Annotated in this window: 22 protein-coding genes; 8 read left to right on the plus strand and 14 right to left on the minus strand. The window is 70.0% G+C overall.

Annotated elements, in window-relative coordinates:
- Nucleotides 1-2: 2 nt before the first annotated feature.
- A complete protein-coding gene (locus OG787_RS50920; protein WP_369035258.1) occupies nucleotides 3-1,472 on the plus strand; it encodes a ricin-type beta-trefoil lectin domain protein in 1,470 nt (489 codons plus the stop codon).
- A 36-nt stretch (nucleotides 1,473-1,508) separates the two neighbouring features.
- Here the strand turns inward: OG787_RS50920 and OG787_RS50925 are convergent, their stop codons facing one another.
- Nucleotides 1,509-2,528, minus strand: coding sequence for a LacI family DNA-binding transcriptional regulator (locus tag OG787_RS50925; protein ID WP_369035259.1), 1,020 nt, complete (start codon nucleotides 2,526-2,528; stop codon nucleotides 1,509-1,511).
- Between the two features lie 72 nt (nucleotides 2,529-2,600).
- Nucleotides 2,601-3,350, minus strand: coding sequence for an alpha/beta fold hydrolase (locus tag OG787_RS50930; RefSeq protein ID WP_369035260.1), 750 nt, complete (start codon nucleotides 3,348-3,350; stop codon nucleotides 2,601-2,603).
- 158 nt (nucleotides 3,351-3,508) lie between these two features.
- Here OG787_RS50930 and OG787_RS50935 point away from each other — a divergent pair, with 158 nt between their 5' ends.
- Nucleotides 3,509-3,907: a winged helix-turn-helix transcriptional regulator gene (locus tag OG787_RS50935; protein ID WP_405540277.1), complete on the plus strand. Its 399-nt coding sequence runs from the start codon at nucleotides 3,509-3,511 to the stop codon at nucleotides 3,905-3,907.
- A 75-nt stretch (nucleotides 3,908-3,982) separates the two neighbouring features.
- On the opposite strand, the gene denD is transcribed toward OG787_RS50935, so the two are convergent.
- Nucleotides 3,983-5,074 (minus strand): D-erythronate dehydrogenase, encoded by a 1,092-nt coding sequence (gene denD / locus OG787_RS50940; protein ID WP_405540278.1) that lies wholly within the window; start codon nucleotides 5,072-5,074, stop codon nucleotides 3,983-3,985.
- 254 nt (nucleotides 5,075-5,328) lie between these two features.
- Here denD and OG787_RS50945 point away from each other — a divergent pair, with 254 nt between their 5' ends.
- The gene (locus tag OG787_RS50945; RefSeq protein WP_405540279.1) at nucleotides 5,329-6,627 is read left to right on the plus strand and encodes a hypothetical protein; all 1,299 of its coding nucleotides are present in this window, start codon (nucleotides 5,329-5,331) and stop codon (nucleotides 6,625-6,627) included.
- Here the strand turns inward: OG787_RS50945 and OG787_RS50950 are convergent.
- Complete coding sequence (locus tag OG787_RS50950) at nucleotides 6,611-6,967, minus strand: ArsR/SmtB family transcription factor (protein WP_369035264.1); 357 nt, start codon at nucleotides 6,965-6,967, stop codon at nucleotides 6,611-6,613. The two genes, OG787_RS50945 and OG787_RS50950, sit on opposite strands and share 17 nt — an antisense overlap.
- A 196-nt stretch (nucleotides 6,968-7,163) precedes the next feature.
- The gene (locus OG787_RS50955) at nucleotides 7,164-7,538 is read right to left on the minus strand and encodes a hypothetical protein (protein ID WP_369035265.1); all 375 of its coding nucleotides are present in this window, start codon (nucleotides 7,536-7,538) and stop codon (nucleotides 7,164-7,166) included.
- Between the two features lie 246 nt (nucleotides 7,539-7,784).
- Here OG787_RS50955 and OG787_RS50960 point away from each other — a divergent pair, with 246 nt between their 5' ends.
- On the plus strand, nucleotides 7,785-8,930 hold the full coding sequence (locus tag OG787_RS50960) for a hypothetical protein (protein ID WP_405540281.1): 1,146 nt from the start codon (nucleotides 7,785-7,787) through the stop codon (nucleotides 8,928-8,930).
- 122 nt (nucleotides 8,931-9,052) lie between these two features.
- Here the strand turns inward: OG787_RS50960 and OG787_RS50965 are convergent, their stop codons facing one another.
- Nucleotides 9,053-10,816: a serine/threonine-protein kinase gene (locus OG787_RS50965; RefSeq protein WP_405540283.1), complete on the minus strand. Its 1,764-nt coding sequence runs from the start codon at nucleotides 10,814-10,816 to the stop codon at nucleotides 9,053-9,055.
- A gap of 738 nt (nucleotides 10,817-11,554) precedes the next feature.
- On the opposite strand from OG787_RS50965, the gene OG787_RS50970 reads away from it, so the two are divergent.
- Nucleotides 11,555-12,901 (plus strand): polysaccharide lyase family 1 protein, encoded by a 1,347-nt coding sequence (locus OG787_RS50970; protein ID WP_405540284.1) that lies wholly within the window; start codon nucleotides 11,555-11,557, stop codon nucleotides 12,899-12,901.
- Nucleotides 12,902-13,045: 144 nt separating this feature from the next.
- Here OG787_RS50970 and OG787_RS50975 read toward each other — a convergent pair whose 3' ends face one another.
- The 5 genes from OG787_RS50975 to OG787_RS50995 form a co-directional block, all read right to left on the minus strand.
- On the minus strand, nucleotides 13,046-13,555 hold the full coding sequence (locus OG787_RS50975; protein ID WP_369035269.1) for a cupin domain-containing protein: 510 nt from the start codon (nucleotides 13,553-13,555) through the stop codon (nucleotides 13,046-13,048).
- A 25-nt stretch (nucleotides 13,556-13,580) separates the two neighbouring features.
- Nucleotides 13,581-13,820 carry a hypothetical protein gene (locus tag OG787_RS50980; protein ID WP_369035287.1) on the minus strand — a complete coding sequence of 80 codons (240 nt, stop codon included), beginning with the start codon at nucleotides 13,818-13,820 and terminating at the stop codon, nucleotides 13,581-13,583.
- A 437-nt stretch (nucleotides 13,821-14,257) separates the two neighbouring features.
- Nucleotides 14,258-14,422, minus strand: coding sequence for a peptidoglycan-binding protein (locus tag OG787_RS50985; protein ID WP_369035270.1), 165 nt, complete (start codon nucleotides 14,420-14,422; stop codon nucleotides 14,258-14,260).
- Nucleotides 14,423-14,596: 174 nt separating this feature from the next.
- The gene (locus tag OG787_RS50990) at nucleotides 14,597-15,610 is read right to left on the minus strand and encodes a helix-turn-helix domain-containing protein (protein WP_369035271.1); all 1,014 of its coding nucleotides are present in this window, start codon (nucleotides 15,608-15,610) and stop codon (nucleotides 14,597-14,599) included.
- 118 nt (nucleotides 15,611-15,728) lie between these two features.
- Entirely contained in the window at nucleotides 15,729-16,763 is a 1,035-nt protein-coding gene (locus tag OG787_RS50995) for a helix-turn-helix domain-containing protein (protein ID WP_405540285.1), read from the minus strand.
- A gap of 227 nt (nucleotides 16,764-16,990) precedes the next feature.
- On the opposite strand from OG787_RS50995, the gene OG787_RS51000 reads away from it, so the two are divergent.
- Nucleotides 16,991-17,239: a hypothetical protein gene (locus OG787_RS51000; protein WP_405540834.1), complete on the plus strand. Its 249-nt coding sequence runs from the start codon at nucleotides 16,991-16,993 to the stop codon at nucleotides 17,237-17,239.
- A gap of 3 nt (nucleotides 17,240-17,242) precedes the next feature.
- On the opposite strand, the gene OG787_RS51005 is transcribed toward OG787_RS51000, so the two are convergent.
- Together OG787_RS51005 and OG787_RS51010 are read right to left on the minus strand one after the other, a co-directional pair.
- Complete coding sequence (locus OG787_RS51005) at nucleotides 17,243-17,935, minus strand: hypothetical protein (RefSeq protein WP_405540287.1); 693 nt, start codon at nucleotides 17,933-17,935, stop codon at nucleotides 17,243-17,245.
- Between the two features lie 208 nt (nucleotides 17,936-18,143).
- Nucleotides 18,144-19,214, minus strand: a complete 1,071-nt coding sequence (locus OG787_RS51010; RefSeq protein ID WP_405540288.1) for a WD40 repeat domain-containing protein — start codon at nucleotides 19,212-19,214, stop codon at nucleotides 18,144-18,146.
- Nucleotides 19,215-19,485: 271 nt separating this feature from the next.
- On the opposite strand from OG787_RS51010, the gene OG787_RS51015 reads away from it, so the two are divergent.
- Together OG787_RS51015 and OG787_RS51020 are read left to right on the plus strand one after the other, a co-directional pair.
- Nucleotides 19,486-22,332: a helix-turn-helix transcriptional regulator gene (locus OG787_RS51015; protein WP_405540290.1), complete on the plus strand. Its 2,847-nt coding sequence runs from the start codon at nucleotides 19,486-19,488 to the stop codon at nucleotides 22,330-22,332.
- A 118-nt stretch (nucleotides 22,333-22,450) separates the two neighbouring features.
- Nucleotides 22,451-23,191, plus strand: coding sequence for a class I SAM-dependent methyltransferase (locus tag OG787_RS51020; RefSeq protein ID WP_405540291.1), 741 nt, complete (start codon nucleotides 22,451-22,453; stop codon nucleotides 23,189-23,191).
- Between the two features lie 81 nt (nucleotides 23,192-23,272).
- On the opposite strand, the gene OG787_RS51025 is transcribed toward OG787_RS51020, so the two are convergent.
- Entirely contained in the window at nucleotides 23,273-23,713 is a 441-nt protein-coding gene (locus OG787_RS51025) for a DUF2809 domain-containing protein (RefSeq protein ID WP_405540293.1), read from the minus strand.
- Between the last annotated feature and the right edge of the window lie 69 nt (nucleotides 23,714-23,782).

Consider the following 23,782-nt stretch of genomic DNA (forward strand, 5'->3'; position numbering starts at 1 on the left):
ACATGACCAAGACCCGGACGAGGTCGAGAAGACTGGCCAGCGTGATCATGGCCGGTTTCGGCGCGACACTCATGTTCCTGACCGCCCCCGCTCCGGCCCTCGCCGAGTCGGCCGCCTCGCACACGCAGGTGCGGCCCGCGGCGAAGGGCGGTACCAGTGACTTCCGTGGCGTGAACTGGGCCGACCCGCGCGACAACTACGCCTCCGACGCCGTGGTGCCCAGCGGGTTGTCGGTGACCGACGACTACCGCACCGTGTACCGCACCACGAACCACATGGTGCGCGGCTTCAAGAAGAACCTGGGCGCCAACACGCTGCGACTGCCGATCAACCCGTCGACCGTGGGCACCACTTGGTGGAAGTCGTACCGGGCGACGATCGACGCGGCCACGGCCTACGGCGACAAGGTCATCGTCAGCTACTGGGAGGCCAACACCAGCAAGGACGGCCTGGTCGACGACACGGCCGCCTGGAAGACCATGTGGAACACCGTGGTGCGGGAGTACAAGCACAACCCACGGGTCTACTTCGAGCCCATGAACGAGCCGCACGGCTACACCCTGGACCAGTGGGTGTCCGTCACCAGCGGCTGGCTCGCCCAGCACAAGGACGTCCCGCGCGGCCGGGTCGTGATCAGCGGCACCGGCTACAACGACAACGTCACCGGCGTCGGCGCGGCCCGCGAACTGAAGGGCACCCTGCTCTCGCTGCACTTCTACGGCTTCTGGGCCAGCCACACCACGCAGGCGGACTGGACCGCCGACCTCGAGGCCCGCCTCGGCGACTACGCGGGCCGGACCGTCATCGACGAGGCCGGCGCCCCGATGACCATCGGCCTCAACTACGGCGCCTGGAACGGCAACATCTACACCTCGTACCTCGCGGCCGTGGCCAACACCGCCCGCAGCAAGGGCATGGGGCTGGTGTACTGGCCGGGGCTGAGGTTCGGCGACGCCTACTCGATCGAGTCGCTGGACGCCGACGGCAACCTGGTGGACAACAGCGCCACCGGAGTCGCCCTGCTGCGCTGGGGCTACGGCTTCGGCACGACCCCGCCCGTCAACGACCTGCCGCCCGCGCCGCCCGGCGAGGTCCTGCGCGGAGTGGGCTCGGGCCGCTGCGTCGACGTACCCGGCTTCAGCACGACCAACGGCACCCAGCTCGACCTGTGGGACTGCAACGACGGCGGCAACCAGACCTGGAACTGGAACGCGGACAAACAACTCACCGTCTACGGCAACAAGTGCATGACGGTGGGCGGCACCGGCGCGACGGCGGGAGATCCGGTGGTCATCTCCGACTGCACCGGTACGACGGCCCAGCAGTGGAACGTCAACGCGGACCTCTCCGTGACCAGCGTCGCCAACCCGGAGCTCTGCCTGGACGCGGCCGGAGCGGGCACCGGCAACGGCACGGCGGTCGACGTCTGGTACTGCAACGGCAGCAGCAACCAGCAGTGGACCAGGAGCTGACCCAGGCACAGCCAACCGGCGCCGCCGTGCTTCGCCTCAGGGCGAGGCCGGCGGCGCCGCTGTACTCGCGCGGACCACCAGCCGGGTCGGAACCAGGGTCTTGTCGACGACGTCGGGCCCGGTACGCCCGATCTTGCCCAGCAGCTTCTGAAGGCTGAGCCGCCCGACCGCGGCGAAGTCCTGCCGTACGGTGGTCAGCGGTGGCCAGAAGGCATGGGCCTCCTCCATGTCGTCGAACCCCACCACGCTGACGTCCTCGGGAATCCGACGGCCGAGTTCGTGCAGGGCACGCATGACACCGAGCGCCATATGGTCGTTCGCCGCGAAGATCGCCGTGACCTCCGGCCTCCGCCCCAGTTCCAACCCGTGCTGGTACCCGGACCTCGTGGTCCAGTCGCCGTACAGCACGGCGGGCGGGACGACGCCGGCTTCCTGTAGGGTGCGCCGCCAGGACTCGACCCGATGGGCCGCGGAGAACGAGGTCACGGGCCCGGCGATGTGCCACACCTGCCGATGCCCCAGCTCCAGCAGATGCTCCGTGGCCTGCCGGGCGCCCAGGGCCTGATCGGTGTCCACCACGGTGTACCCGGGACCGGTGTCGGAGTCGACGACGACCATCGGAACCCCGGGCGGAAGGCTGAACTCCGTGTCGTCCAGGAGATGCGCCTCGAAGATGAGGATGACTCCATCGACGGCCGCCTCGCTGAGCCGGTCGTACGCACCGGAAACCCTGCCCATGGTCGGGTCCGCGACGGGGATGAGGGTGACGGCGTACTTGGCGCGGGCGGCTTCCTCGGCGATGGCGTCGAGCGTGCGCGTGTTGCCGAACGTCCTGAGCGTGAACGTGATGACACCGATCGTGTTGAACCGCCCGCTCTTGAGCGCACGCGCGGCCCCGTTCGGCCGGTACCCCAGCGCCTGCATCGACTCCACGACCCGCTGCCGGGTCGCCGGGTCGACGTTGCTGTGGCCGTTGGACACACGCGAGACCGTCTGCGGCGCGACACCGGCGTGCCGCGCGACATCCGCCATCGACGGCCGGGGCCGTCCGGACATGGGCTCGCCCCCAATCGCCGTGATCCCTTTTCCCTGCTTCTCGTTCCCTGCGTATCGGGCCCTGACAACAGCCTAGTACTCCGGCTGCGGATCGAGATCTTCGAGCTTGAGCAGGAGTTCGCTCAGCTCTGCCGGCATGGTGACCATGCAGTCGTGACCGGTGGGTAGTTCCCACACCTGTGCCGGTGAACCATTGGGCTGTATCGCGGGGACGGGTCGCCGTGTGATGCCTTCCGGCGCGAGGCCGACGCAGTGGATGTGGGTGCGGGGGATCGCGCTCACGGCCGGGTTGTCCAACCTGACGGGTTGGTTCAGGCAGCGGATCGGCTGGTCGGAGAGCATCGTGCGCAGCCATGCGACGTCCGCCGGGTCGGTGACCCCGAACAGGCCGAAGGGCGGGGGCATTTCGGGCAGGGGCGGAACACGCCAGCCGCTGTAGGACTTCTCGGCCAGGTCGATCAGGTGCTGGGTCATGGGCATGACGTCGACGGCGGTCTCGCCGTGCTCCGGGACCATCGCGTCCAGGTACACGAGCTGCGCGATCCGCTCAGGGACCTCGTTGGCCACGGACGAGACGACCAGCCCCGCGTAGCTGTGACCCACGACGATCACCTCGGTCAGATCCTCGTCGCGTATCAGCCCGACGACGTCCTCGACGTGCGTGTCGAGTCCCACCTCGGGACCGAGCAGGTGTGCCTTGTCGCCGTAGCCGGTCAGCGACGGCGCGAACACCCGATGTCCGGCCGACTCCAGCAGCGGGACCACCCGCTCCCAGCACCGGCCGCTGTGCCAGGCACCGTGCACCAACAGGAATGTGGACATAAGGGGAACGATCTCCCTCTTCGGGACAGGGAGGCGCAGGAACATGACGGTTCCCTTCCGTGCCTCGGTACTCTTTGAGAACCGGAATCATCGTGGTACGTGTGGGGCGCCGCGAGCAATAAGGCACATTTCAGTGCCCCGGTTCTCTGGAGGTAACCATGAGCATGGCGGGCAGCGAGTCGCGGCCGGCACGGCCGGAGGACCCGTGCCGGACCCGCGCAGTGCTCGACATCGTGGGCGACAAGTGGTCCCTGCTGGTCGTACGCAACCTCAGCCAGGGGCCGCGTCGCTTCACCGAGCTCAAACGGGCCGTCGACGGAATCAGCCAGCGCATGCTCACCGTCACCCTGCGCGGCCTGGAACGCGACGGAATCCTCACGCGGACCGTCCGCAGCGTCATGCCGCCGCACGTGAGCTACGAGCTGACCCCGATGGGCAGAACCCTCCGCGAGGCCACCGCACCCCTCCTGGAGTGGAGCATCACCCACCTCGCCCACATCGACGAAGCCCGCGCCGCGTACGACGCCCGCCCCAACACCCCGGACACGGACCGGTAGTTCGTCGCACGCGGCGGCAGCACGGGTCGACGGCGGGAAGACCGGGGGAGCACGCGGCCCGATCGGACGACCTCTTCACCGGCCTCGCCCGGCGTCGGCCTGCCGCCCGGCACCACCATCGCCGCGCCCGCGCCCACGAGACTCACCCGCACCGCCCTGAAGCCGTTCGGCCGTGATGGCGTCGGGGTGGTCCTCGGCGTACGCCCGTACGACCGACTCGAAGCTCTCGTCGGGCCGGAGGCCGAGCGCTGAGGCGCGCGTGTTGTCGAGGAAGGCCGGCCAGGAGCCCACGATGGCCTCGACGACGGGATCGGGCGCGACCGTCACCAGGTCGGCGACGGCGTCACCGGCCACCCGCCGCAGCGTGTCCAGCATGTCGGCGACCGTGACCGTGAGCGCCGGCAGATTGACCGGAAGACCGCCCTCAAGTCCGCCCGGGCCGCGCTCGACCTCGGTGATCCGGAGGATGCCCTCGACCGTACGACGCGGCGAGGCCAGGGCGACCCGCAGCTCGGGGCCGACCGGGCAGACGGCCGGAAGACCCGCGAGCGGCTCGCGGATGATGCCGGACAGAAAACCGGAGGCGGCCGCGTTGGGCTTGCCCGCCCGCACCGAGACGGTCATCAGGCGTGCCACCCGTCCGTCGACGAAGCCCCGGCGGGTGTACTCGGCGATCAACTGCTCGCAGACGCGCTTCTGTGTTCCGTAACTGGTCTGCGGCATGGGCAGCGTCGACTCGCTGACCAGGGGCGGCAGCGGCAGTGCGGGGTCGCCGCCGTAGACGGCGACGCTGCTGGAGAACACCACCCGGGGCGTCGGTCCGCCGGCGGCGGACTGCGCGCGGGCGGCTTCGAGCAGCGCGCGGGTGGTGTCCAGATTGGCGCTCATGCCGAGGTCGAAGTCGGCCTCGCACTCGGCCGAGACGGCCGACGCCAGATGGATGACGACGTCGACCGGCTGTACGAAGATCTCCTCCAGGTGTTCGCTGAGGTCACCGTGTACGACGTCCACCAGCGGGTCGTCCACCAACGTCGACACGGCCGGGACGAACCGGTCGGCGAGCACAAGACGCTCGATGGGAGCACCGCACAGGGCCCGTCGCTCGAGCAGGGCGTCGGCGACCTGCTGCCCCAGGAAGCCGAAGCCACCGGTGATGACGATCCTCATACGCGTTCTCCTCGCGGGTTGCCGAGCCGGCCGGGCCTCTCGTGCAGGCGGACGGGCAGGCCCGTCCGCACAATGGCGGAGTCCGCTGCCGTCTGGCCCGGTTTCCGCCCCGGAAGTCTTCCCGCCGTCCCGGCTCCATGCCCTCCCCGAGCGGACCCTCCGGATGGCCCGCCTCAGGATGCCGCCACCGCGCCGATCGGGAGGAATGGATACCGACGGCAGGCGGACAGCCGCGCCGCACTCCTGGAGGACGGATGACCAGCCCGCTCGGCCCCGCCCCGGAGGGTTCACCGTCGAGTGGTGGGTGGCACGTGGCCGGTGCGGGGAGACTCGCGCGGAAGACGGTCTCGGCGGTACTGCTCGTCCTCGCCTGTGTCCTCATCCCCGTGTCCGTGCTGACGGTGTGGGTGCACGACATCGTCCTCGACACGGACCGTTACGTCGAGACGGTCGAGCCGCTCGCCTCCGACCCCGCGATCGAGGCCGCCGTACGTGGCCACATCGTCCGGGCCGTCGAGGTACGCGTCGATGCCAAGCGGGTCACCGCCGAACTCGCGACCTGGCTGGAGTCGCGGGGCCTGCCGCCGACGGCGGCCCGAGCGGTCGAGGGGCTGGCCCCGCAGTTGAACGCGGCCGTGACCGGTGCCGCGGACAGGGCGGCGAAGCGCTTCGTCGGGAGCGACAGCTTCGGGAAGGTGTGGGCCTCGGCCAACCGGGTCGCCCACTCGACCGTGGTGCACGCCCTGACCGGACGGGGCCGGGGGGCGGTCGGTGTGCACGAGGACACCGTGACCCTCGATGTCGGTACCGCTGTCGACCGGGTCAGGAAGGAACTCGTCGACTCCGGTGTGACGCCGGCCGCCGACATCCCGGACGTCGACAAGCAGATGGTGCTGTTCACGTCCGGCAAGCTGGAGCGCATGCGGGGCGCCGCGCACGCCCTCGACGTGGTCGGTACCTGGATGCCGGCGACGACGGTGCTCGTCGCGACAGCGGGAGTACTCCTCGCCCACCGGCGCAGACGCGCCCTGGCCAGGGCCGCCCTGGGCGCCGTCACCGCGTGCCTGATCGTCGCCGTCGGTCTTGCCGTAGCCCGCCGCTACTACCTGGATCACCTGCCCCCGCGGGTTCTGTCGGAGGCCGCCGCGGCAGCGGTCTTCGACCATCTCCTGCACTTCGTACGGGCCACGTTGCGTACCGTGATCGTGCTCGGTGTGGTGGTCGCTGTCGGCGCCTGTGCCGTCGGTCCCGGGCGCGGGGCGCGCGCCCTGCGAGCCGCTTCCGAGCGCACCGCCGACTCCGCCGCCCGCTGGGCGGACGCTCACGACATGCACGCCGGGCGGGTGGGGACGTGGACGGCGGACCACCGGCATCGGCTCACCGTCGGTGTCCTGCTCGCGGTGGCCCTGCTGTTCGCCCTCTGGAATCACCCCACTGTCCTGACGGTGCTTCTGCTGGTGCTCGTCCTGCTGGCGGTGCTGGCGTTGATCGCCCTGGTGGCGGCGATCGGCCGCAGGACACAGGCGGGGGAGCCGGTCACCGGTCCGGAGTGAGAATCGGCCGGGGGTCCGCCTGCTGGAGTTCGGCGAGCAACTCGCTCTGGCCGGAGATCAGTTCGGTCAGGATCCTCCGGGCCGCGCGCAGGAGTTCGGCCACATCGCCACCGGCCAGGGCGTAGCTGACGGTCGAGCCCTCCCGGATGGACACCACGATTCCCGAACGGCGCAGGACGGCCAGTTGCTGGGAGAGATTGGACGGTTCGATCTCGATCTCGTTCAGTAGCTCGCGTACGGGGACGGGGCCGTTCTGCAGCAGTTCCAGGACCCGGATGCGCACCGGGTGTCCGAGCATCCGAAAGAACTCGGCCTTGGCCTGGTAAAGGGGGACCTGCATGGTGAATCGCGCTCCCTGCCGCATTCGACGGGCTGCATCTGGCGCGGTGGCCCTGTACGTGCCACCGCAGGCGGTCTGGTGGACCGATTTTCGTGCATCCGGCCCCGCACGCCCATGGGATTGATCTGATCCGGATATGGCCAGTTGAAGAAGTCTTCAATTCATGGGCGTGCGAGGCGGTGGAGTACGCGGCTTGCTACACGTCCAGTTGGCCCTCGACGCCCTTGAGCTGATGGCGGGCCATGGCGAGGTTCGATTTCCTCCTGTCGAGCACGAGATAGAGGAACAAGCCGTTGCCACTACGGCCGTTGATGGGCCGGAGGACGTGGTACTGGCTGCCGAGCGTGATGAGGATGTCCTCGATCTCGCCCTTCAGCCCGAGGTGTTCCATGGTGCGGGTCTTGGCGCGGATCACGTCCGTGTTGCCGGCCGCCGCGACGGTCAGGTCAAGATCCTTGCCACCCCCCAGAGTGCCCAGCGCCATACCGCTGGTGTAGTCGACGAGGGCAGTTCCCAACGCGCCCTCGATCGACGTCATGATCTCCTTGAGGCAGATCTCCACATTGCTCATCCCTGGCATCTCCTCCTTGTCACTGCGAGGCCCGGGCGTCGCCCTCCTCACCGATGCCCCCGGACCTTACGGAGGGCCGGGGGCCGGGAGTCCCGTAGTTCCGCTACTGACCGACACGGCCAAAGGAAAGTCAGATGATGCGACATCTGTGACCGCCCGGGAGGAGTTTGGTGCTGCTGTTGGCACAACCGTCGGGTGGGGTGGGCGGTCTCATGAGTGAGCGAACGATTCCGAGGGGGAGCCGTCATGAGGACGAAGTCAGGCATGTGTCTCAGGATCGCGATCATCGCGGCGCTCACGGCGGCTTCGGTGACTGTCGCCCCGGCCGTGGTCTCGGTGGCGGACAGCGCGACTCCCGCCGCGTCGGCCCCGGGTCACGCCCATGGCCCGGTCTGGCGTACGTCTCTGGCGGGGACGCTCTCGGACAACTCCGCGCTGTTCGACATCGCGTCGGTCGGTCCGAACGCCGCCTGGGCGGTGGGAACCCAGTACGTCGACGGCGTCGGCCAGGGCGTCATCCTGCGCTGGAACGGCAGAACCTGGCAGCAGCAGTCGACCCCGGCCGTGCCGGAGACCGGCGTGTGGCACGCCGTGGACGGGGTGTCCGCGCACGACGTCTGGGCGTACGGCTGGGACCAGGTGGGCGAGACCCTGGCCCACTACGACGGCAAGCGGTGGACGCAGACCCCACTGCCTGACGAGAAAGGCTACGGCTTCGCGAAGCTCGCCGCAGTCCCCGGCAGGGCCTGGCTGGTGAGCGACACCGCGATCAACTCCTACGCCCACGGCGTCTGGCAGAGCACACCCCTCCCAAGTGGCGTCCACATCAACGCCATCGAAGCGCGGACCGCCCACGACGCCTGGGCGGTAGGGCAGTTCGCGTACGCCGGCCAGCCCAGCCGATCCGTACTCCTGCACTGGAACGGCCGTTCGTGGACCGAGACCGCGCCGGCCGGCAGCGCTCTCGGGATCACGGCCGTGTACCAGGAGTCAGCCCGCAGCGTCTGGGTCACCGCTCTCACCCCGTACACCGAGGACGAGCCGCAGCAGACCAAGGTGCTGCACTGGAACGGCCGCACATGGCGCGATGTCACCGGGCCGGTCGACGGGCTGTGGGCCAACGCCATCACCGGCGACGGCAAGGGCACCGTCTGGGTCTCGGGCGACCCCTACGGCTACGAGGGCACCGCCCTCTACTGGCGCCTGCGTGACGGCGCCTGGACCTCCGTGGAGGGCGACGCCGCCCCCGGCGGCCAGACCCAGTCGTACGACATCGAGGCCCTCGCGCCCACCGGCCGCACCGGACAGTTCTGGTCCGTCGGCTTCTACGGGCTGATCACCGGGGAGTCCACCTCCGCCCAGTACGAACTGATCCAGCGCTCGACCCGCTGAACCCTCCCCTTGACGCGAGGGGCGACGGGAGCCGGAACTCGGGGTGGCCGGCTGTGCGTCGGCGGTCCAAGGCAGTCGGCCAGGAGGCCCTGGAACGGTGCCTCTGCCATCCGGGGCGGCGGTCAGGACTTTCGTACGTACTCTCCCGGTTCCGCGTCCGCGTCCATGCTGAACAGCAGCAGATGGCCGTCGCGGCCGACAGTGAAGGAGACCGCGTCGGGCTGGCGGCAGCCCTTGCCCGACTCCGCCGTGTAGGCCGCCGGGCTCAGCGCCAGCACGGGGGAGACGGCGCCGATGACGAAGGTGCTGTCGCAGTACTGCTCCGTGCCGTCGTCCATGGCCGCCTCGACCGACATCCGCACCAGGCGGCCACCGACCGGGCCCTGGGTGATCCGGATCAACTCCTTCTCGCGATAGGTCGCGTTGGCCGGCACCCAGACGCCGACGTACTGGTCCGGCACCGCGTCCCGTCCGCCGGCTGACCGGTGGAACTCGGCGGTCAGGCCACCGGACTCCCACACCAGTACGTCCTGCGACCGCACCGTGAGGGTCTGTTGGGAGAGTGGCGTGCACCGTCCCTGCGGCACCTCCGCGGTGATCTGGCCCTTGCCGACGACCAGCGTGTCGGCATCGGTGGAGACCAGCTTGCCGCGCCCGGTGCACTGTAGATCCCCGCCGGTGTCGATGTACGCGGCGACTTTGTCACCCGGCCCGCCCGGTGAGATTTCCAGCCGCAGGACCCGTTTCGGCAGTTCGGGATTGCCATCGAGTACGCCTTCCCAGGCGCCGACGAACTCGTCCGGGATGCCCGGCTCGGCACTCGGCGACGCCGATCGAGAGGCCGGGCCGCCCGTCGCGGGGCCTTTCTCACCGTCGTCGTCGAGCAGCGTCAGCGCCGTGCCCGTGGCCACCGCGGCGAGCGCCACCACTCCGGCGAGGACCGGCCGCCACCGCCGCTTCGACCGCGTCGGCGCCGGCGAGCCCTGCGGCGGTGTCTCCGCGGTGAGCATCCGGGCGGCGAGCCGGCCGAGTTCGGCCAGCAGCTCCGCGGGCAGCCACGGGCCGTCCTCGTCGGTGCGGATGAGGACGGCGAGCTGCTCGGTGGTGGGCCGCCGCTGAGGGTCCTTGGCGAGGCAGGCGGTCACCAGAGCGGTCAGCGTCGGCGGCACCCCGGTGAGGTCCGGCTCCTCCTCGGCTATACGGAACATCAGCGCGTGCAGCCCCAGCTCGGCGGAGCCGAACGGCAGCCGTCCCGTCGCCGCGTACACCAGCACGGAGCCGAGGCTGAACACGTCCGCGGCAGGCGTCACCCGCTCTCCGCGCACCTGCTCCGGCGACATGAAACCGGGCGAGCCGAGCACGACCCCGGTGGAGGTACGCAGACTGCCCGCCACGGTGTCGAGCGCCCGGGCGATGCCGAAGTCGATCACGCGCGGGCCGTCGACGGTCAGCAGGATGTTCGACGGCTTGACGTCGCGGTGCACCAGGCCCGCGCCGTGGATGGCACGCAGCGCACGGGCGAGGCGCCCGGCCAGGGAATGCAGGGTGGCCTCGGGCAGCGGCCCGTAGCCCGACTCGACGACCTGCTGAAGTGAGGGCCCGGCCACGTACTCGGTGGCCACCCAGGGTGCCGCGGCCTCGGTGTCGGCGCCCAGCATCGGCGCCGTCCACTCACCGCCCACCCGGTGCAGCGCGGCGACCTCCTGCCGGAACCTGGCCCGGAACTCGGGGTCTTCGGCCAGCTCCGCCCTGACCACCTTCACCGCCGCGGCCCGCCCGCCCGCGGAACGTCCCAGGAAGACCTGGCCCATGCCACCGGCCCCCAGCCTGCCGATGAGCGTGAAGTCCCCCATCCGCCGCGGATCCCCCGGCTCCAGGACGTGCATCCGTGCCCCGCTCTCCCCGTGTGCGCCCGCTCGCTCTGTGCGGCGGCGACATTACCGGTTAGAACAGAACCCGGCCCGCGACGACCGCGCCGCCCAAGGACCGCCCTCCACCACCGTCACCGCCCACAGCCAACCGATACGCAGTCGAACACAGACCTGACGAGGCATCACCTTCGCCTGGCGGGCGGAAGACGTATGCGCTCCTGTACGGGGCAGGATCTGCCGAGTCGTCAACATCGGGCGTCAGCGGCGGATATGGACGATGTAGTCGACAGGCGCGCTCGGGCTTCGGCGGCGGGCGCTTCCGGTGTCCGCGGCCGGCCACACCCCCACCTTCGCCCCCTACCGCCTTGCCGGGCGTGCCTCGGGCCGTATCCACACTGGCGCGGGCCGCGACACCCGCACCGGCCTTCACCAGGACCACCGCGGCAACGCCCGCCGCTGACACCGCGCACCGGGAGCGAGCGCCCGACCATGCACCCGCCCACGCACGTGAGTTGACGGTGCGTCCGGCCCAGAACAACCCGCCGCACTGCCCACGCGAGATATGACGCGCTCCCTTGGCCACTGCGAGGGGGCTGGTGCGGTGCGTGGGTCGCCGCCCGTCGGCCGAGCCTCAAAAGTCACACGCATCCGGCGGCAACCTTCCGGTGTTCCGCGACCACTGACGAGTCGAAAGCCCCGCACGCGGGAGCTTCACACACCGCACATGTTCCACCACCACGTAAGGACTCATCCGTGGCTTCCCCTTCCCACCGCCGCTCCCTCCGCACGCGCCGCACCGTTCTGGCCTCCACCGCGGCCGTGGCCGCCGCGGGCCTCGGCGCCGCCGTGTTCGCCATGAACGCGAACGCGGGTGCGGTCGATCTGGCTCACCAGGTGCTGCCCGCCAAGGACGGCTGGGCGGCCTCCGGCACCGGCACGACCGGTGGCGCGCAAGCCGACTCCGCGCACGTCTTCACCGTCAGCACCCGCGCACAGCTGGTGGCGGCACTGGGCAGCGCGACCAACTCCACGGCGAAGATCATCCGTATCAAGGGCACCATCGACGCCAACACGAACGACGCGGGCAAGAAGCTGACCTGCGCCGACTACGCGGCCGGTACGGGATACTCGCTCGCCGCCTATCTGAAGGCGTACGACCCGGCCACGTACGGCCGTTCGAAGCTGCCGTCCGGTACGCAGGAGAAGGCGCGGGCCGCCGCCCAGGCCGCGCAGGCGAAGAACATCGCCTTCAAGGTGCCGGCCAACACCACCCTCGTGGGAGTGCCGGGCACCAACGCCGGGATCACCGGCGGCAGTCTCCAGGTGAAGAGCGTCGACAACGTCATCGTCCGGAACCTGACCTTCAGCGCCACCGAGGACTGCTTCCCGCAGTGGGACCCGACCGACGGTTCCACCGGCAACTGGAACTCCGCGTACGACTCCGTCACCCTGCGCGGGGCGACCCATGTGTGGGCCGATCACAACACGTTCACCGACGCGCCGCACCTCGACAGCGCCAACCCGAAGTACTACGGCCGGGAGTACCAGATCCATGACGGCGCCCTCGACATCACCAACGGCTCCGACCTGGTGACCGTCGAGCGCAACCAGTTCACCAACCACGACAAGACCATGCTGATCGGCAGCAGCGACACCGACAGCGTCGGCAAGCTGCGGGTCTCCATCCACCACAACGTGTGGAAGGGCATCGTCCAGCGCGCCCCGCTGGCCCGGATCGGCCAGATCCACATCTACAACAACTACTTCGACACGACGACCCTCAACGGCTACGCACCCCTCTACACGGTCAACTCCCGGGCCAAGGCACAGGTCGTCGCCGAGTACAACGCCTGGAAGCTCCCGTCCGGCGGCAAGACCGCGAAGCTGCTGAGCGGCGACGGCACCGGCTCGGTCGCGACCACCGGCAACCTCGTCAACGGCACGGCGACGGATCTGGTGGCCGCCTACAACGCCGCGAACTCGAAGAAGCTGAAGACGACCGTCAACTGGAAGCCGGCCCTGACGGCGGGCCTCCAGACGACGGCGCAGAACCTGGCGACGGAGTTGGCGGGGACCACGGGGGCCGGGGTCCTTTCCTAGGGAGACGGGGCCCAGGACCCATGGCGTGACGCTGTTGGTCTGTTCGGGCCCGGTCGCTCCACCTCGTCGGGTCTGTCGCTGCGTCCCCGTCGTCATCGCGATTCACGTGCGTGCGCCGCTGTGAGCGGGGGCCGTTGCGTTTCCTCAGTCCGTGGTTGTGGCGGTGAGGGGGGTGAGTTGGTGGATGTCGTGGCGGAGCCGTAGGGCTGTGATCTCGGCTTGGTCCGGGGGACCTGGGGTGTTCAGGAGGTCGGTGAGTTCCTGGAGGTAGGTCTCGTGGCCGGCGGGGGAGACGAGGAAGAGCATCCGGGCCGGTCGGGCCCCGGGGTTGGAGAAGGCGTGGGGGCATCCGGCGGGCACGAACATGAAGCTCCCGGGTCCGCCCCGCAGCACCTTCGCGCCGCTCTCGGACTCCCAGGAGCGCCAGTCGCCGGTGGCCTGGGTGACCGGATGGAAGGCGAGCAGGTCGAGTTCGCCCTCCAGGACGTAGAAGACCTCCTCGGCCTGGTCGTGCAGGTGCGCTCCGACATCGAATCCCGGCGCGACCTCGGCCTCGAACGTCGACCAGGTCGTCGACCGTTCCGCACCCGCCTTCAGGGTCATGGTCTGGATCCGGCGGCCGCCGCCGGGCGGCAGCAGCAGTCCATCAGTCATCTCTTTCCTCGCTTCCCGGGTTCGTTCAAGGCTTCCGTCCGGTGCCGCGCAACCAGGTCCCGAGCGTCATCGGGCCGGGGTGGACCTCCCGCAGGGCCGAGACATCCGAGAGGCCGGCAGGCCGCTCGTTGAAGAACGCGAACTTCTGGGCGAGCTGTTCGTCGAAGGCCGTGAGGGGCATCGGAATCCGCGGTCGCACCGCGAGGCCGAGCACCAGTTCCCCGTTGTCCAGGACCGGGCGGTTGCAGGTGGCGAAGTCGTCCATGAAGGAAACGGGACGCAGCCGCTTTTCCCCGCCGCTCTTCGGCCACCACGCCCTCGGGACTGGTCCGGGAGACGACCATCATGGTCAGCACCAGGAACACGCCGTGCACGCCTCTCATCGCCTTCCGGGGAGACACCGGATCGCGTCGGTCACCTCCGACGAGGTCGGATCCTGCCGCACGCAGTGCCCTTGCGGGGGACGAATCCAGGTCGCGCACTGGAGAGCCCTGACCGGTCGGCCGCGATCGAGCAGGTGTGCGGCCGCGCAGAAGTCCGCCGTGTCGAACTCGCCGCTTTCCCCGGTGCTCAGGGGACGGGGTCAGCTGCAGATGCGGTAGTCGCAGCCGGCGAGCCGTTTGTCGCCGTCGCCGTCGTAGACGTTGCACCGGCCCTCGCTGTCACGGCTGAGGTTGATGACGTACTGGAAAGAAGGCAAGCTCAGAGCTGGCGGAGCCAGTACCAGGTCTGCGGGCCTACGATCCCGTCAACAGTGAGGCGGTCTGCCCAGCTCTTCTGGAAGGAGTAGGTCGTGGCGAGCCCGACTTGCTGCTGGATGACGGCGCCCGTGGGTGCGGCGGTGGGGCGCTGGCGAACGTTGCTCATCGTGTGGGAGACCTTCCGGTTGCGGTGGGACGGCGGAGCGAACTGCGCCGCCCGTCTTTGTCTTTGTGGCTGTTTCCTCGCGAGTGAGCGGGGAGGTATTGACGGACATGGTGCTCGATATGTTCATGGCGCTGTTGGCATTCCGCGCACGGCTGTTGGCACTCAGCGCACCGCCTACATGCCGCGCTTCTGGGTCTGGTGGCGGTGGTCGCGAGGGGTGATGCCGTACAGCGTCTTGAAAGCGCGGCTGAAGGATGTGGGCTCGGGGAATCCCCAGCGTGCGGCGATCGCGCTGATGGACCGGGCGTTGAGGCGGGGGTCGGCCAGGTCGCGGTGGATGTGTTGCAGCCTGCTGCGGCGTATTCCGCCGGCGATCGTGGTCCCGTGGCCCCGGTAGAGCTGGTGGAGGTAGCGGACGGAGATCTGGTGGGCGGCGGCGATGGAGGCCGGTGTGAGGTCAGGATCGGCCAGGTGCTGCTGGATGAAGGCGTTGACCCGGGTACGCATGACGGTGTGTTGTGCTTCGGGCGGCAGGAGGTTCTCGGTCCGTGCGGCCTGGGCGAGCATGGCGCTCAGCAGGTCCAGTGTGACGCCCGCCAAGCGGGGCGCGTCGCATTCCTCGTACTGGGGCGCGTGGTTCATCAGGTCCGTGAGGTAGTGGCGGAACAGTGCGCCGATGCCTGTCCGTCCCTGAATGCGGGTCAGGGTGAGCTGGTCGAGGGTGTTGGAGTGCAGGGGCAGTCTGGCCCGGGGTATCTGCACGATCAGTGAGGAGACGTCGGGGCGGTCACGGGCACCGGTTTGGGCCTGGCAGGGCCGGGAGGAGTCGTAGAGCACCAGATCGCCCTCGCCGACGTCGACATGCCGGTCCGCTTGGCTGAGCCCGACCTCCCCACGGACGGTGAGCCACAGCTGGAAGACCTCCGGATCACCTTGCCGGATCATCGCCGGGGTCCGGCGCGCTTGCATGGGCGGGTAGCTTTGCGCGAAGGTCTGGATGTCGCACAGGTTCAGCGCCTGGGAGCTGGCGAGGAAGTCGTTCAGGTGATCGCTGGCCATCGTGGTGCGAAAGTGGGCCTGGGAGATCATCGCTTCCCAGTGGTTGAATCGTTCGGTCCCCGACAGGTGTTCCGTCGAAAACGCCGTCCAGATCATCGTCTCGCCAGTCCTCTCTCCCGAGGGCCCCATTTCGCAGCCCCGTTCAGGGACGCCGGCAGACGCCCCCGATTGACCCAGATCGACCGACCGTCAAATGCCGGACCCGACAGTCGAATGCGCGCAGGCCTGCAGGCCGCCGCATTTTCTGCTATCCGGGCATCAGATCGCCAGGCCCTCTGGATGCCCGGAGTTGGCGATCGGTGTCCTGCTTGCCCTGTAGTACCTCTTGCCGATATGCGCTCGGCGGGATCCCGTAGGCTCTGCGGAATGCGCGGGTGAATTCGGAAGCGTGGACATAGCCCCGGCGTGCGGCCAGAAAACCGATGGGTTTGTCGGACAGTTGCCCATCGGCGAGGTCCTGGCGGCAGCCCTCCAGACGTCGTTGCCGGATCCAGGCGTTCACGGTGACGCCCTGCGCCTGGAACAGCTTGTGCAGGTACCGCACGGAGATGTGGTGGGAGGCCGCGACTGCGCCGGGCGACAACTGCGGGTCGCCCAGATTGCGTTCGATGAAGGAGCGGATGCCGGCCATCAGCGCCTGCTGGCGACTCTCGGGTGGAACGCTCTCCTCGGTGTCCGTGTGGTGCGCGAGGAACGCGGTGATCAGATCCACTGTGACCCCGCCCAGACGTATGGCGTCCCGCGGCCGGCATGCGTCGGACTCAGGCGCCAGGCGGATCAAGAACTGCGACAGGAGGGCCCCCATACCGCTGTCGCCCGGTAACGGCGCCCCGAGGAGGCGGTCCACCTTCGCCGCAGGGAGAGGAATCGCCGTACGGGGCACGTTCACCACGATCCCCTCGACTGCACCGCCGTCGTCGGGGAAGGCTGAGGCGTCGCTCGGGTGCGAGCTGTCGTACAGCAACAGATCCCCGCCCCTCACTGACGCATCACGCCGACAACAGGAGATGCTCTGCCGGCCTCTCAGGGTCAGGGCCAGGTGATACAGCTCGGGATCGGAGCGACGCACCAGCGCCGACGTGCGACGCGAGCGCAATGACGGATAGGACAGCACCGACACCTGAGCGGCCCCGAGTTCCAGCAGCCGGAAGCCGGCGCGGAAGTCATCGGCGTGGTCGCTGGTGATCTCCGTGGGCGTGAGCGCCTGTGACGTCATCTCCAGCCACCACGCGAACCGGTCGGCTACCGGTAGGTCCTCACTGCGCAAGACTGTCTCGATCACCTGACCCCCCTCTCCCATCATGTCCTCATGAAGGCGCAGAAGGGCAGAGCGGCACGCGCTGCGTGTGACGGGTACCCTCGGACGCCATCCGCTCATCGATCACGGGTCGGTCCGGTCGCACAGCGCATGCTCGACGCGGCGGACGGCGGAGATCGCGCGCCACAACATGCGGTATGAGGGGCTCCCGGACGACATCGGTCTCGCCGAGTGGTTCACGCTCCGGCTCGATGACCCTCTCGCCTACACCGAGGCGACCCGCGAAACGCACACGGCTTCGGCGCAGGACCGAACACCGGGAGCAGGGTTGGGAGCTCCTCGCGGTGTTGGAGGCCGCCGCGCTCGGCTCGCTGTTGATGGTGCTGACCACCATCCGAGCTAGCGACTCCCACGTGCCGCTGCCGGTGCTGGATCGGGTCAGGCCGTACGTCGTCCTCGGCCTGGGTACGACGGCGTTCGCGCCGACCGCCGGCGGCTGATCGTCAAGAAGCAGATCCGGCTGGGTCTTTGCCGCCAAGGAGGGCCACGATCTCCTGCGCACCGTTCGAGGATGTCAGCCGGGCCCACGACCCGTCCTGGAAGGAGATCTTGAAGTCGGTCTCGGACATGCTGAATGGTTTGAGCTCGGCGCCGATGACTTCCTTCAGGGGCAGCGACCAGAGGACGACCTCGGATCCCGGAACCTTCTCGCCGCCACCCCAATAGAGGAACCGGCTGCCCCGTGCTGTGTCCTGGTACGACGTGATGCGTACGAGCCCTTCAGGCTCGGTCAGTTCGATCTCGGTCTCCATGGGCCAGGGCCGCCGGGAGGGATCGAGCTGCCAGGGCAGCGTACGAGCCGTCTCGCCCACGCCCGCCCATATGACGGGGAAGTCGTCGACCTCGTTCTCACGCTCCTCCAGCTTCCCCCGCTTGGCGGGCGACGAGGGACTGCCGAGAGCGTCGGCGAGGATGTACAGCGGCAGCATCAGGATCGCGGTCACGACACCAAGGACGTACTGGCCGAGCCGACCGAAGAACCCCCGCACCGCGAAGGCCCGTTGCCCAGGAGGCCAGCCAGGCAGTCCGGGTTCGATGTCGTTGCGCTCGTGGTCGCGGTAGGACCGCCGCTTCGCCACCGCTGCGGCAGTACCTGTGGCGAACTCGACCCGGTAGCGCTTCGGTTCCTCGTCCATGACCTTCCTTCCCTGCTGTTCCGGCAAGGTCAACTATGCCAAGTCGACCGGAACGCGGGGATCCGTGCGGGCGGGACGCCCAGCCGATGCGAGGTGGGCGCTCTGCCGCAGGCGGCGGCCGTGCTCAAGGCGCCGGTGAAGACACGGGAGTTGGCCGGCGGCGAGACGTCGAGTAGCGGAGTGCGAGGAACGGTCGCCGCGAGAGCGCTCAGGCCCGTTCCTCCGGTGCTCCTCTCTCCGAAGGAGCCGAACCGATCTCCTTCACCACGTCCCACACGCGCGCTCCGTCGTCGTACCCCACGGTGATGACCAGCGGTGGGCCCTGCGCCGGCCGGACCTGGCAGGCGGCGCGTACCCAGCCGTGGCCGCTGAGGAGGCCGGCGAGGTCCATGCCCAGGTCGCCGGCGCGCTCGCCGGTGAACGGGTCCCAGACAGCGGTGCCCGGTCCGTCCCCGCCGGCGACGAGGAGCGTGTGGTCCCCGGCTTCCGCCTGGCACAGGGCGTACACGGGCCCGACACCGGCGGTGAACGCCCGTACCTCCTGCGGTGCCTCCACGTCCCACAGCCGGACGACCCCGTCCCAGCCGGCGGTGGCGAGCAGGGTGCGGTCGCCGTCGGACACCTCGCACAGGGTCCACACGGCGCGGTTGTGCGCGGTCAGCTCCAGTGCCGCCTGCCCGGACTTGGCGTGCCACAGGGTCACGGTGCCGTTGCCGTGCCCGGCCGCGAGCAGCGTTCGCCCGCCCGTACGCACCTGACACAGGGAGAAGATCCACCCCTTCCGCGGTCCGGTGTCGATCGTGCGCACCAGCCGGCCGTCGCGCGGGTCCCAGACGTGTATCACACCGTCCCGGCCCGCCGAGGCCAGCAGGTCGCGCCCCGAGATGCGCACCGTGCACAGCCCGTACACCCAGCCGCGGTGTCCGGTCAGGGAGGCCACCAGTTCGCCTCGGTCCTCCAGATCCCAGAGCCGGACGACCCCGTCCCGGCCACCGGACGCCAGCAGGGGCCTGCCGTCGACGTGGACCTCGCACAGCGCCCGGATCCAGGTGCGCGAGTGCGTGAGGACCGCCGTGTCCTCGCGCGTGGCCGGGTCCGCGAGCCGGATCACCTTGCGGTGCCCGGAGTACGCCACGAGTCTCCGGCCGCCGACCGTGACCTCGCAGGCCGCCTCGAACGACGGCCGGAACCGGTACCGGCCGTCCGACCGCCGTACCACCCATACGACGATCAGGACGATCAGCAGGACGATCCCCACCACTGTGCCGACGATCAACATCTGCCCCTCCCGAAATCCCAGGAGCCTTCCTGATGCGGCAACGGCCGCGGCCCCTACAGGACTTGATCTTCCTGCGTGCGTCGGGCCGGGACGATCGTGCTGTTACGTAGATCGGTTACGTAGTTTCCGCATCCGTTCGTCCGACCCGTCCGACCCGTCCGACTCGCCCCACCTGGACGAGGATTGTGAGATCCAGAACACGAACCCACAGGTTGTCAGTGGCGTACGACAGGATGTGTGGAGGCACCAACTGTCGCGGGGGCGTGAGGACATGACGACGGAACAGACACCGCTGGTCGGCAGAGAGGCGGAACTCGCCCGGCTCGACCGGCTGCTGTCGGATCTGGTGGAGGACGTGCCCGGCCGCCCGGCGGTGCTGGACATCAGCGGTGAGGCGGGCATCGGCAAGAGCCGACTGGTCCACGAGCTGTGCCTGGCCGCGACACGGCGCGGGGCGGCGGTGCTGCGCGGCCGGGCGACGGAGTACGAACGCCACATCCCGTTCCAGCCGTTCACCGACGCCTTCTCCGACCTCGCCCCGGAGACCGTCGAATCCTTCCCGGCGGCTGCCGAGGTCGCCCCTGTGCTCAGCGGCGCTCCCCGCGGCACAGACCGCTTCCACCTGCACCGCGCCACCGCCGCCCTGTTGACCCACGCCGCGGCCCATCCGCTGGTCGTGGTCCTGGACGACATGCACTGGGCGGACGCCGCGTCGCTGGAACTCCTCGACCATCTCGTACGGCACCCCGTACGCGCCCGCGTCCTGCTGGTCCTCGCCCGCCGCGATCGGCAGAGCCCCGCGGCGCTCGCCGCGACCCTCATCCGCGGCACGGAGACCGGCACGGTTCGTCGGACGGTCCTCGGCCCGCTCGGCGAGCGGGAGTGCGTCGAACTGCTCACCCCCGACCTGGCCCACGACCAGGCCGTACGGCTCTTCACGGCGAGCGAGGGCAACCCGCTGTACCTGCTGACCCTGCTTCAGGCGCACCGCGAGGGCGCGTCGGTGAGCCGACTGTCCACGACCGGCCTCGGGGCGCTGCTGCTCGACGAGCTGACCCCGCTGACGCCGTCGCAGGTTCGGCTCGTCCAAGTGGTGGCAGCTCTGGGCGACCACGCCACGCCCGCGCTGCTCGGGGCGGTGACCGGCCAGGAGCCGGGGCAACTGACCGAGGACCTCGACGTACTGACCCGGCGCGACCTGCTGCGCACCGGCACGCACGGGCGGATCGCGCTGCGCCACCCTGTGCTGCGCAGCCTTGTCCGCGACGGCACCGACCCCTGGCTGCGAACGGAGACCCACCGGCTCGTCGGCGCCGAACTCGCCCGGACCGGCGCCCCGTTGGCCGAGCGGGCCCATCACGCCGAGCAGTCGCTGTCCGGCTGGGACCCGCGGGCGGCGGCGGTGCTGGACGAGGCCGCCGAGCAGGCCGCGCAGACAGCGCCCGCGAGCAGTGCGCACTGGCTCGAGGTGGTGCTGAGGCATCTTCCGCACACGCCGGAACACGCGGGCAGACGGCGCGAGTTGATGCTGCGGCGGGCCCGGGCGCTGGGCGTCGGCGGCCGGCTCCGGGAGAGCCGGGACCTCCTGCACCAGGTGATCGCCCTGCCCGACCCGGGCGACGGGACGGGATCGCGGGCGTCCGCTGTCGTACTGTGCGCCGTCATGGAGCGCCATCTGGGGCGTCACTCGGAGGCGGTCGCCCTGCTCCGCCGCGAGTTGCACCGCACCGATCCCGCGCCGTCGCTCGTCGACCAGGTGGCGCTGGGCCTGGAACTGGGCTCCTCGGCCCCGCTCGCCACCCCGTACCCGGCGGTGCGCCCCGAGGTGGCCCACACCCTGGAGGTGGCCCGCTCCCTCGGGGACGAGACGGGTGTGGCGGGTGCGCTGAGCGTCGCGGCGCTGGGAGAGGCGTACGAGGGGGAGACGGCCGCGGCGGACGACTTCACCCGCCGGGCGGCTGCCCTCGTGGACTCGCTGCCGGACGGCGATCTGACCGGGCTGTGCGAGCCGCTGATGCGGCTGGCCTGGGCGGAGGCGTTCCTGGAGCGCTTCGCCGACGCCGAACGGCACGCCGATCGAGGCCTGGCCATAGCCCGCCGTACCGGCCAGCTCTACCTCCTGCCCCACCTTCTGCTGTGCAAGACACACGTGCGCACCCAGACCTGTCGGCTCGCGTCGGCGGTGGAACTGTCCGAGGAGGCCGAGGACATCGCCCGCGGCATCGGCAGTGACGAACTGCTCGCCTTCGTCCTCGCGACCAGGGCCCACGCCCTGGTCGACGCCTGCCCGCCCGGCGATCCGCGGCCACTGGCCACCGCCGAGGAGGCGGTGGCCGCGGCCGGCCTGGGCGTCAACTGGTGGGCGTCCATCGCCTGGTGCGTACTCGGCTACGTGGCGCTCACCGCCGGCGACCCGGCTCGGGCCCGGGAGGCGGTGCTGCGTGGCGGCGGCCCCGGCCTGCGGCGGATGCAGCCCTCCATGCGTCCGCTGTTCCTGGAGGTCCTGGTGACCGCCGCCGTCACCATGGGGGACGTGGACGCGGCGAAGGACTGGGCCGAGCGGGCCCACGAGGAGGCCGAGCGGCTCGATCTGCCCGTGCAGCGCGCCTCGGCCATGCGCAGCGCCGCGCAGATACGCCTCGGGCTCGGTGACGACCGGGCGGCGGCGGACCTGTTCATGGCGGCGGCCGACGAGAGCGCCCGCAGCGGAGGGGTGTTCTGGGAGGCGTTCTCCCTGCTCTTCGGCGCCTCCCTGCTGGCGGCGGACCCGGGCGGTTCACGGCGGGGGCAGGCGGCCTGGCACCGGGGACGGCGGCTCGCCGTGGCCGGGGGCTGCGGGATGCTGACCGGTCTCGCCGAGGCGGTCGGCCCGGCGGTGGCCGCAGCCGCCGACGGGCCCGAGCGCCGCCTCGCCGAACTGACCGCCCGCGAACGGGAGATCGCCGACCTCGTCGCCGACGGCCTCACCAGCCCGGCGATCGCCGAACGGCTCTGCCTGAGCCGCCGCACGGTCGAGACCCACATCTCCCGGGTCTACCGCAAGACGGGAGTCTCCTCGCGGGCAGCTCTGGCGGGCCTGATGGCGGGGCGCACGCCGAAGCCCTCCTTGAGCGGGTGAGCCACGCACGGTTTCGCCGGGTGTGTTCGGGTCTTTGATCGAGATTCGGGTCCTTGGTTGAGAACTGACAACACCGCGTGCTCTTCCCGGTGTCAGCGGGAAGCGCCTACGGTGCGGTGTGGCGACCTACAACAGCATCGGTGCGACCTACGCTGACACCCGGCGACCGGACCCCCGAGTCGCCGCCAGGATCCATCAAGCCCTCGGTGGTGCCGCCACTGTGATCAACGTAGGAGCCGGCACCGGCTCCTACGAGCCGTCGCACACGGTGCTGGCGGTCGAACCCAGCTCGGTGATGATCGCCCAGCGCCCAGCCGGATCCGCACCCGCCCTGGAAGCATCCGCGGAGTCGATCCCACTCGCGGACGACTCGGCCGATGCGGCGATGGCTCTCCTGACCGTGCATCACTGGAGCGACCTGGAAGCCGGGATCGGCGAACTCCGCCGCATCGCCCGGCAGCGGATCGTCGTCCTGACCTTCGATCCCGACATCAACCACAGGTTCTGGCTGATGGAGGAGTACCTGCCCGAAGCAGCCGCGTTCGACAACACACGAGCCGTCGCGGTCGACCGCTTGGCCACGCTGTTGGGAGGCGCCCGCATCGAAACCGTTCCCGTCCCGCACGACTGTACCGACGGATTCCTCGCCGCCTTCTGGCGTCGGCCCGAGGCATACCTCGACCCGGAAGTGCGGGCCGGTATCTCGCTGTTCGCCCAGACCAGCGACGAAGTCGTCCAGCCGGGCCTGGCCCGGCTGTCGGACGACCTGTCCTCCGGCCGGTGGCACCAACGCCATGCCGACCTGCTCGACCGCGAAGCCCTCGATGCCGGCTACCGGCTACTCGTGGCCGACCTGTAGAACCGGGCGAGTGTGCAGCGGCCCCGAGAGCCTCTGGGTGTCCGAAACTGCTCGCCGCTCTTCAACGCCAGGAGGCCGGTCTCAGGTGGGTTCTGCACGCCGCCGACGTGCTGGGTAGGGGCGACTCACCGTGGTGTGGACGAGCCAACCCGCTGCCGCACCGACTGCGTACCAGAACAGGTCGGGTGGATTGAAGGTGGAACCGAGCACGAGGCGGATGATGGTGCTGCGTTGGGAGAGTTCCGCCGTCATCTGGCTGAGCTGAAGGAACTCGATCCCCCAACTGACGGTCAGTGCGCCTGCGGCGGCCGTCAGGGGCATCACTCGTGGTGCCACCAGAACGACCAGGGTGAGAAGCAGGATGGTGTACAGCGCGTCTCCGCCGTACTTGGCCAGGCTTCCCGTGGCCACCGCCCGGAGTCCCAGCCCCGCGCCGACGGTGACCACCGCGGCCCCGGCCGCCGCCAGCCGGATCCGTGCCGGTTCGACGGCGTGGTCATCGGTTCCGGGGATGAGGGGCACAGGGGCATACTGCCGGACGTCCGGCGCTCGCGGCGAAGCCGCGCACGCCGGAGAACCTCAACCGGCTCG

The organism is Streptomyces sp. NBC_00075 (assembly GCF_045041225.1).
GTDB classification, from domain to species: Bacteria; Actinomycetota; Actinomycetes; order Streptomycetales; family Streptomycetaceae; genus Streptomyces; species Streptomyces adonidis.